General features: G+C 64.9%; 9 protein-coding genes. 8 read left to right on the top strand and 1 reads right to left on the bottom strand.

The genetic code is table 11. The annotated features are described in order from the left end of the window. The 3 genes from dnaE to ACK5IR_RS10830 all read left to right on the top strand — a co-directional run. On the top strand, window positions 1–2,135 hold a 2,135-nt coding region (dnaE, locus tag ACK5IR_RS10840), incomplete at its 5' end, for a DNA polymerase III subunit alpha (RefSeq protein ID WP_416928759.1). Between the two features lie 285 nt (window positions 2,136–2,420). Next, on the top strand, window positions 2,421–2,828 hold the full coding sequence (locus ACK5IR_RS10835) for a universal stress protein (protein ID WP_416928757.1): 408 nt from the start codon (window positions 2,421–2,423) through the stop codon (window positions 2,826–2,828). 69 nt (window positions 2,829–2,897) lie between these two features. Beyond that, entirely contained in the window at window positions 2,898–3,746 is an 849-nt protein-coding gene (locus ACK5IR_RS10830; RefSeq protein WP_416928755.1) for a DUF6206 family protein, read from the top strand. Window positions 3,747–3,801: 55 nt separating this feature from the next. Here the strand turns inward: ACK5IR_RS10830 and ACK5IR_RS10825 are convergent, their stop codons facing one another. Next, window positions 3,802–4,671, bottom strand: a complete 870-nt coding sequence (locus tag ACK5IR_RS10825) for a LysR family transcriptional regulator (protein ID WP_416928753.1) — start codon at window positions 4,669–4,671, stop codon at window positions 3,802–3,804. Between the two features lie 94 nt (window positions 4,672–4,765). Between ACK5IR_RS10825 and ACK5IR_RS10820 the strand changes: the two genes are divergently transcribed. The 5 genes from ACK5IR_RS10820 to ACK5IR_RS10800 form a co-directional block, all read left to right on the top strand. Continuing rightward, on the top strand, window positions 4,766–5,233 hold the full coding sequence (locus tag ACK5IR_RS10820) for a c-type cytochrome (protein WP_416928751.1): 468 nt from the start codon (window positions 4,766–4,768) through the stop codon (window positions 5,231–5,233). Window positions 5,234–5,244: 11 nt separating this feature from the next. Beyond that, entirely contained in the window at window positions 5,245–6,135 is an 891-nt protein-coding gene (locus ACK5IR_RS10815) for a c-type cytochrome (protein ID WP_416928749.1), read from the top strand. Between the two features lie 270 nt (window positions 6,136–6,405). Next, on the top strand, window positions 6,406–6,828 hold the full coding sequence (locus ACK5IR_RS10810) for a ferredoxin-type protein NapF (protein ID WP_416928747.1): 423 nt from the start codon (window positions 6,406–6,408) through the stop codon (window positions 6,826–6,828). Then, complete coding sequence (locus ACK5IR_RS10805; RefSeq protein WP_416928745.1) at window positions 6,825–7,106, top strand: chaperone NapD; 282 nt, start codon at window positions 6,825–6,827, stop codon at window positions 7,104–7,106. Before ACK5IR_RS10810 ends, ACK5IR_RS10805 begins: the two co-directional genes overlap by 4 nt. A gap of 14 nt (window positions 7,107–7,120) precedes the next feature. Beyond that, window positions 7,121–8,531 (top strand): molybdopterin-dependent oxidoreductase (locus ACK5IR_RS10800; RefSeq protein WP_416928743.1); only part of this gene is annotated, 1,411 nt, incomplete at its 3' end.

The following is an 8,531-nucleotide window of genomic DNA, read 5'->3' as shown; positions in this document are numbered from 1 at the left end:
CGAAGGCGGCGGTGCGCGATGTGGGCCGGGTGTTGCAGATGCCCTTCGGGCAGGTCGACCGGCTTTCCAAGATGATCCCGGTGGAGGGGGTCAAGCCCGTCTCCATCGAAAAGGCGCTGGCGACCGAAGAGCGGCTGCGCGAGGCTGCGCGCAGCGAGGAGGTGGTCGACCGGTTGCTGACCTGCGGCCAGCAGGTCGAGGGGCTGTTGCGCAATGCCTCGACGCACGCCGCCGGGGTGGTGATCGGGGACCGGCCGCTTGACGAACTGGTGCCGCTCTCCCGCGATCCGCGATCTGAGATGCCGGCGACCCTTTTCAACATGAATTGGGTCGAGCAGGCGGGGCTGGTCAAGTTCGACTTCCTTGGCCTCAAGACGCTGACGGTGATCCAGACCGCGCTCGACCTGCTGAAGAAGCGCGGGGTGAAGGTGGATATCGACCGGATCCCGTTCGACGACGCCAAGACCTACGAGCTTTATGCCGCAGCCAGGACGGTCGCGGTATTCCAGGTGGAAAGCACCGGGATGATGGATGCGCTGAGGCGCATGAAACCCACCTGCATCGAGGATATCGTGGCGCTGGTGGCGCTCTACCGTCCCGGCCCGATGGAGAATATCCCGACCTATTGCGAGGTCAAGAACGGGTTCAAGGAGCGCGAATCCGTCCACCCGCTGATCGACCATATCCTTGAGGAGACGCAGGGCATCATCGTCTACCAGGAGCAGGTGATGCAGATCGCGCAGGAGATGGCGAATTACACGCTGGGCGGCGCCGACCTGCTGCGCCGTGCCATGGGCAAGAAGATCAGGGAGGACATGGACAAGGAGCGGCCGAAGTTCATCGACGGCGCGGTGGCGAACGGGGTCGGCAAGAAGAAGGCGGGCGAGGTGTTCGACCTGCTGGAGAAGTTCGCCAACTACGGTTTCAACAAATCCCACGCCGCCGCATATGCGGTGGTCAGCTACCAGACGGCATGGCTGAAGGCGAACCACCCGGTCGAGTTCATGGCCGCGATCATGAATTGCGATATTCACCTGACCGACAAGCTGGCGGTCTATGCCGAGGAGGTGCGGCGCGGCCTCGGGATCGTGATCGTGCCGCCCTGCGTCAACCGTTCGATCGAGACCTTCGGAGTGGCCGGGGGCAAGATCGTCTATGCGCTCGCCGCGCTCAAGAACGTGGGGCAGGATGCAATGCGGCTGGTGGTCGAGGGGCGGGCGGATGCACCCTTCGTCAACCTGTTCGATTTCGCCCGCCGGGTCGATCTCAAGCACGTCGGCAAGCGGGCACTGGAAATGATGGCCCGCGCCGGCTGCTTCGACGTGCTCGACCGCAACAGGCGCCGCGTGCTCGACGGGCTGGACGCGCTCGTCGCCTATTCCGCCGCGATCCACGACCAGCGCAATTCGAACCAGGTATCGCTGTTCGGCGAGGCGGGGGACGACCTGCCCGAGCCGCGCCTGAGGGATGTGGAGGACTGGCTGCCCAGCGAACGGCTGCGCGAGGAACATGCGGCGATCGGATTTTACCTTTCGGGTCATCCGCTCGACGATTACATGCCCGCGCTGCGCCGCCGCGATGTACTGACAGTCCAGCAGGTTCGCGAACGCGCCAGACTCGGCCCCGCCGTGGTCAGGATGGCGGGCACCGTCGCCGTCTGCCAGGAGCGCAAGTCGGCGCGCGGACATCGGTTTGCCTTTGTCACCTTTTCGGATCCGACCGGGCTTTACGAGGCGCGGGCGTTTTCCGAGGTGCTCGAAAGATCGCGCGACCATCTGGAGCCGGGTCAGAACGTGGTCATCACGGCGGAGGCGACGCTCGAATCCGACCAACTCAGCCTGCTTTGCAAGGGGGTGCAGCCCATCGATCAGGCAAGCGCGATCACGACGGGCAGTGCCAGGGGCCTGCGATTGTTCATGAACCATGGCGATGCGGTTCCGGTGGTCCAGTCGATCCTGCGCCGCACCGCCGAGGCGGGAACGGTGCGGCTCAGGGGACCGATCACGCTGACGCTGCTCGATCCGGCGCTGCCGGGCGAGGTGGACCTCGAAATCGGAACCGAACTGCCGGTCAGTCCGCAGGTGCGGGGCGCGCTCAGGGCGGTGCCGGGTGTGCTGATGGTCGAGGAGTTGTGAACCCGACGCTCGGATTGCGTTCGCGCCGGCGGGGGCCTGTCGATTCATCGCACTTGCGTCTTTGCGCTTTGCGGCGCACCTTGCCGGCGACGCGCGATTGGCAGGGAGGCGCGCAAAGTTCGATTTTCCGTTCCGCGCCGTTGCCGCGATCCGTTGCCCGCCGGTGCCGGAGGCGCTGCCGGAGCCTTTCCTTCCGGCCCGTTCCGCGCCTGCCGCGCCGCGCCGCAACCACCCAACGCCCTGGCAGCCCCGGGGATACCTGAATGACCAAGGAGCAATTGCACCATGTATCACCACATTCTTGTCCCCGTTTCGTTCGAGGCCGACCGCAACGCACGCCAGGCGCTGGGGATCGCTCAGGCGCTGGGTGCCGAGGACGCCACGATCACCCTGCTGCATGTGATGGAGCACCTGCCGCAATATGCCACCGAATACCTGCCCGCCGATCATCTGGAAAAGGCGCGGGCCGATATCACGGCGGGCCTGTCGGCGCTGGCCGAAGGCATCAAGGGCGCCGAGGTGATGGTGGTTCAGGGGCATTCCGCCCGCACCATTCTCGATTACGCCGACGACAAGAAGGCCGATTGCATCGTGATTGCCAGCCATCGCCCGGGAATGCAGGATTTCTTCCTCGGCTCGACCGCCGCGCGCGTGGTGCGCCATGCCGATTGTTCGGTGCACGTCGTCCGGTAGATTGGCTGTCTCCCGACAGAATGGCGGTGATCGGTTCGGGTGCGCCCGGCGGGTGTTGAAAGGAAAACCATGCTTGGCGAGCAGCGGGCGGAACTGCTGAAACTGATCGGTGACGGCACCGGGCAGGGTGGCGAGCCGATATCGAAACTGGGATATTTCTGCGCCCCGTTCCGTCCCGATGCCGGCCCCTTCGCCGATCGGGTGATCAAGGTCTATCGCGGGGGCGGCCACACGGTTGCGCTCGACCGGTTGGCCGGGGCCCATGAGGCGTATGTCGCGGTGCTGCGGGACAGCGGTGTTCCGTTGCCCGAGACTGAATTTGTCCTGCTGGAGACGGGCGGAGAGCGGGTGCCGGTAATCGTGCAGCAGGCGTTGCCCGCAGACAGCATGATGCGCCCGCAAATGATATCGGCCAGCCTCGACGGAGCGCTCGATCTGATGGAGGCGGCCGGCGAGGTCATTGCCACTTTCTGGGCCTTCGTTGCCGGCCGGCCCGGGCGGATCGGTTTTCACCCGTCGATCCGCAACCTTGCGGTGATCGACGGGCAGGCGATTTTCTTCGATACCTTTCCGCCGCTCATCGGCTATTCGCATGCCGAAATGGGCCGTCTGCTGGCGGCCTATTCCGGTTCGGCAGCGATGCGGCTTGCCGCGACGGTGATGCGGCGGCGGGTTTCGGCGATTCAGGATGAATGGTACTCGCCGCCCGAAACGCTGATCGGCCTTGTCGGCAGTGCCTGCCGCCTGCGTCCGGAGGACGCGCCGGCGTTCCTCGACTGGGGGCGGGACTTTGCCCAGCGGCGCATGCCCGATCACGCGCTGGCGGTGGTGGACGGTCTTGCCGGGCCGCCGCGGCTGCCGGGAATATGGGTCGCGGCGCGGCGGTTCCTCGGGCTCGAGGGGAAATCGAATCTCTGAGCCGGTTTGGCGCCGGGCGCTTCCAACCGGCGGCTGGCATCAGGGCTCCGGGGGCCTACCATTCGTTTTCCACGCCGCGAAAGGGGCGCAGCGCCACGTCGATTTCCGCCGCCAATACGTCCTGAACCGCGCGGAACCGCGCGTTTCGCGACATTTCCTCGACGGTCGCAATCCATAGCGGCGCCGAAAAGCCGGGCATCTCGTCGTCCATCCGTATCAGGCGCGGGTCGGTATCGCCGATGAAGCGCGGCAATATCGCCTTGCCCATTCCCGCCGCGACGAGTTCCTGGAGGAAGACGAAGCTGTCGGCGCGGTGAATGATCTTGTCGGAGCGGACATGTTCGTCCATCCAGATGCCGACCCGCGAGTTTCTCAGCGCTCCCTCGAACCCGAGCCAGCGGTCTTCCGATGCGTCGCTCCGGTAGAGCGAGATGCCGAACCGGCTGACCTCGCGCCCGGTCATTCCGGCCTCGTTGACGATGGCGGGGCGTACCGCGATATCCGCGCCGAGCCGGAAGAAATCCCTTCGCGAGTTACCGCCCAGCAGGATGAGTGTCAGCTGGGGGAAGCGCCCGGCGATCTTGCGGATGACCGGTGGCAGGACGAACTTGCAAAGGCTGTCGGTCGAGGTGATCCGCACCTCGCCGGCCATGGATTGATCGGCCTCCAGAAAGGCGCGGTTCACCGCGAGAATGGAATCCTCGACCTTGCGCGCCGCCAGCAGGATGGGCTCCGCTGCCGGCAGAACGCGGTATCCGGTGGAGAGCTTCTGAAACACAGGCTGTCCGTGCCGCTCCTCGAACATGCCGACGCGCCGCAGCACGGTGGCGTGCGTCACGCCGAGCCGGCTGGCTGCTGCGTTCACGGAGCCGGTATCGGCCACCGCAAGAACAAATCGGATATCGTCCCAGTTCTGCCTGTACATTTTTTCGCCGATATCAAAAAAAAATTACAATTACACCCAAAAGTCTGCATCCTGCAGTTGTGCCCCGCACGAGACCGAAAACAGGAGCCAGACCATGCGCCACGCAATCATGCCAGGTGTCATCAGCCTAGCCGCTGTCTTGATAACCGCACCGGTACTCGCCCAGGACAGACCCGACCCTGCCATCGACGCCCGACAATCCGTCATGCATCTCTACGCTTTCAACCTCGGCCAGCTTGGGGCCATGGCTAAGCAGGAGATCGCCTATGACGCCGACATGGCGACGAAAGCGGCAAACAACATTGTACTGCTGACACAAATCGACCAGTCCGCGTTCTGGCCGCAGGGAACCGACAACGCTGTGGACACGAACTCGCGCGCCCTGCCGGATGTATGGGCGAATTTCGACGATTTGGCGGCCAAGGGCAAGGCTCTTGGTGATGCCGCGCTCGCCATGCAGACGGCGGCGGGCACCGACCTGGCCGCGCTGCAAGGCGCCATGGGCCCGCTGGGCGGTGCGTGCAGTGCCTGCCACAAGGCATATCGCGCGCCCGACGACTGAGGGAGCATCCGGTGAAACATGTGGTTGGATCCGTTCTGGTTCTCGGGGCGGCGCTCGCAGGGGTTGGCTGGTTTCTTTCCGCGCCCGGGCATGTCGATCCCGGCGCGCTCGACGGAATCGCCGCCGATGTTGCGCGCGGCGAAACCGTCTTTTACGCCGGCGGCTGCGCCTCGTGCCATTCTGCACCCGGCGCGGAGGGGGATGCGAAGCTGGTGCTTTCGGGCGGGCGCAGGTTCGCGTCGGATTTCGGGACCTTTCTGGCGCCCAACATCTCGTCGGATCCGGACCAGGGCATCGGCGACTGGACCGCGCTCGAACTTGCCGATGCGATGATGAAGGGCACGGGGCCGGAGGGGCAGCATTTCTATCCCGCGTTCCCCTATACCTCCTACGCCCGCATGGAGGTGTCCGATATCGTTGCGCTGCACGGATTTCTCGCGACATTGCCCGCCGACGCGACGCCGAGCCAGCCGCACGAGGTGGGCTTTCCCTTCAGCATCCGCCGCGCGGTGGGCTTGTGGAAACTTCTGTTCCTCAGGGATGGATGGGTGGTGGACCGCGACGACCTGACCGATCAGCAACGGCTGGGGCGCTATCTGGTCGAGGGGCCGGGCCATTGCGGCGAATGCCATACGCCGCGCAATGCGCTGGGGGCATTGCGGCTCGACGAATGGCTGAGCGGCGCGCCCAACCCGGCCGGCAGGGGCAGGATACCCGATATCACGCCCGGTGGGCTCGACTGGTCAGAACGGGATATCGCCGAATATCTGAAATCGGGCTTCACGCCGGATTACGATTCGGCCGGGGGCGAGATGGTGGACGTGATCGAGAACATGAGCCACCTGTCCGATGACGACCGTCTGGCGATTGCCGCCTATCTCGGGATCGTGCCACCGACATAGGCGCATATGCCCGTCAGATCGCGTGAGCGCGGTGTCCGGAACGCGCGCGGCGGTTGAAACCTGTCGCGGGCGAGCGGTTGAGAGCGGTAACATGCGGATTTGGCATGACTTTTGTCAATTCGTGATCGGCGGCATGTGCGTTATACTGAGCGCAAGAAGAAGAACAGGCAGCCAATGGCCACCGAGACCAGCCGGCGGGATTTGCTCCGGGCAAATTTCGCGCACGCCGATATCCCGCGCCCCTACGGCGCATCCGCTCCCGAAGCGTTCATGCGTCAATGTGATGGATGCGGCGACTGTATCGGCGCCTGCCCGGAAGGGATCATCGTTCGTGACACGCGCGACGCGGGCGGCAGGGTGCGGCTCGATTTCGCGCGTGGTGCCTGCACCTTCTGCGAGGCCTGCATCGAAGCCTGCCCCACCGGCGCGTTGAGTGGCGCGGGCAGAGAGACTTGGACCTGGGTTGCGCAGCCGCAGCCCAACTGCCTTGGCCTGAACGCCGTCTTCTGCCGGACCTGCCAGGATTTCTGCGACCATTCGGCGCTGCGTTTCCGGCCCATGCCGGGCGGGCAGGCGCGGCCGCAGATTGACCAGAACAGATGTGTCGGCTGCGGCGCCTGCGTCGGTTGCTGCCCGGCCGGGGCGATCACTCTGGTCAGGTTCCAGCCCGACCTTGCGGAGGCGACGGCATGAACATCTGCGGCTGCCTGATCCATGCAGCGCCCGACGCGGTGGAAAGCGTCCGGCGGGTGCTGGAGGCGACCGCCGGGGTCGAGGTCCACGCCCAGACCGACGACGCAAGACTCGTCGTCGTGGTCGAGGATACCGACACCGCCGTCGCGTCGGACATCATCATGGATCTGCATCAGATCGCCGGGGTCGTTTCGCTGACGCTGACCTATCATCATTTCGAAGACCCGCTGCTGTCCGGCGCCGATACGCCGGCTTCCGCCGCACCCAGCCATACCTGAACCGGAGCCCATACATGACCATGTCGGAATCCCGCCGGACCTTTCTGAAAACGACCGCCGCCGTCGCGACCGCATCGGCCGCGGGCATCACGCTGCCGGGCAGCGAGGCCTCGGCCCAGGCGCGCACGCCCGATATCCGCTGGGACAAGGCGGCCTGCCGCTATTGCGGTACCGGCTGTTCGGTGCTGGTGGGCACCAAGGACGGGCGCGTGGTGGCGACCCAGGGCGACCCCGATGCGCCGGTCAACCGGGGGCTCAACTGCATCAAGGGATATTTCCTTTCCAAGATCATGTATGGTCAGGACCGCCTGACTACCCCGATGCTTCGCAAGTCGAACGGGGTCTACGACAAGAACGGCGAGTTCGAGCCCGTCTCGTGGGACGAGGCCTTCGATGTCATGGCCCGGAAGTGGAAGGCGGCGCTGAAGGCCAAGGGGCCGACCAGCGTCGGCATGTTCGGTTCGGGTCAATGGACGGTCTGGGAGGGTTACGCGGCGTCGAAGTTCATGAAGGCAGGGCTGCGTTCCAACAATATCGACCCCAATGCGCGGCATTGCATGGCCTCGGCCGTGGTCGGCTTCATCCGCGCTTTCGGCATCGACGAGCCGATGGGCTGCTATGACGATCTGGAGCACGCCGATACCTTCGTGCTCTGGGGGTCGAACATGGCCGAGATGCACCCGATCCTGTGGTCGCGGCTGACCGATACGCGGCTGACCAGGCCGGGCTGCGAGGTGCATGTGCTTTCGACCTTCGAACATCGTTCGTTCGAACTGGCCGACAACGGCATGATCTTCACCCCACAGACCGACCTCGCGATCCTCAACTATATCGCCAATTACATCATCCAGAACGGGGCGGTGAACGAGGAATTCGTCCGCAACCACGTCAATTTCACCAAGACCGCAACCGATATCGGCTACGGTCTGCGCGACGACAATCCGCTTCAGCTCGAGGCGGAAAATCCCAACTCGGGCGAGCTTACCCCGATCACCTTCGAGGAATACGCCGGTCTGGTCTCCGAATACACGCTGGAGAAGGCCAGCGAGATGTCGGGCGTTCCGGCGGCGCAGCTGGAGCGGCTGGCGCAGCAATACGCCGATCCGAACCGCAAGGTGATGAGCCTGTGGACCATGGGCTTCAACCAGCACACCCGCGGCTCGTGGGTCAACGGGCTGGTCTATAACGTGCACCTGCTGACCGGCAAGATCTCGGAACCCGGCAACTCGCCCTTCTCGCTGACCGGCCAGCCCTCGGCCTGCGGTACGGCGCGCGAGGTCGGCACCTTTGCCCACCGCCTGCCGGCCGACATGGTGGTGACCAACGAGGAGCACCGCAAGATCTGCGAAACCGCGTGGAACATCCCCGAGGGCACGATCCCTGACAAGCCGGGTTTCCACGCCGTGCTGCAACACCGCATGCTCA

Source organism: Tropicimonas sp. (assembly GCF_047971885.1).
GTDB lineage: Bacteria > Pseudomonadota > Alphaproteobacteria > Rhodobacterales > Rhodobacteraceae > Tropicimonas.
Note: the sequence above shows the minus strand (reverse complement) of the source record. Positions and strands in the feature narration are given on the sequence as shown.

Bases quoted from the DNA above. Each gene is read 5' to 3' on its own strand.
- ACK5IR_RS10830 (WP_416928755.1), top strand. From the start codon at position 2,898: ATGCTTGGCGAGCAGCGGGCGGAACTGCTGAAACTGATCGGTGACGGC.
- ACK5IR_RS10820 (WP_416928751.1), top strand. From the start codon at position 4,766: ATGCGCCACGCAATCATGCCAGGTGTCATCAGCCTAGCCGCTGTCTTG.
- ACK5IR_RS10805 (WP_416928745.1), top strand. From the start codon at position 6,825: ATGAACATCTGCGGCTGCCTGATCCATGCAGCGCCCGACGCGGTGGAA.
- ACK5IR_RS10835 (WP_416928757.1), top strand. From the start codon at position 2,421: ATGTATCACCACATTCTTGTCCCCGTTTCGTTCGAGGCCGACCGCAAC.
- ACK5IR_RS10810 (WP_416928747.1), top strand. From the start codon at position 6,406: ATGCGTCAATGTGATGGATGCGGCGACTGTATCGGCGCCTGCCCGGAA.
- ACK5IR_RS10825 (WP_416928753.1), bottom strand. From the start codon at position 4,671: ATGTACAGGCAGAACTGGGACGATATCCGATTTGTTCTTGCGGTGGCC.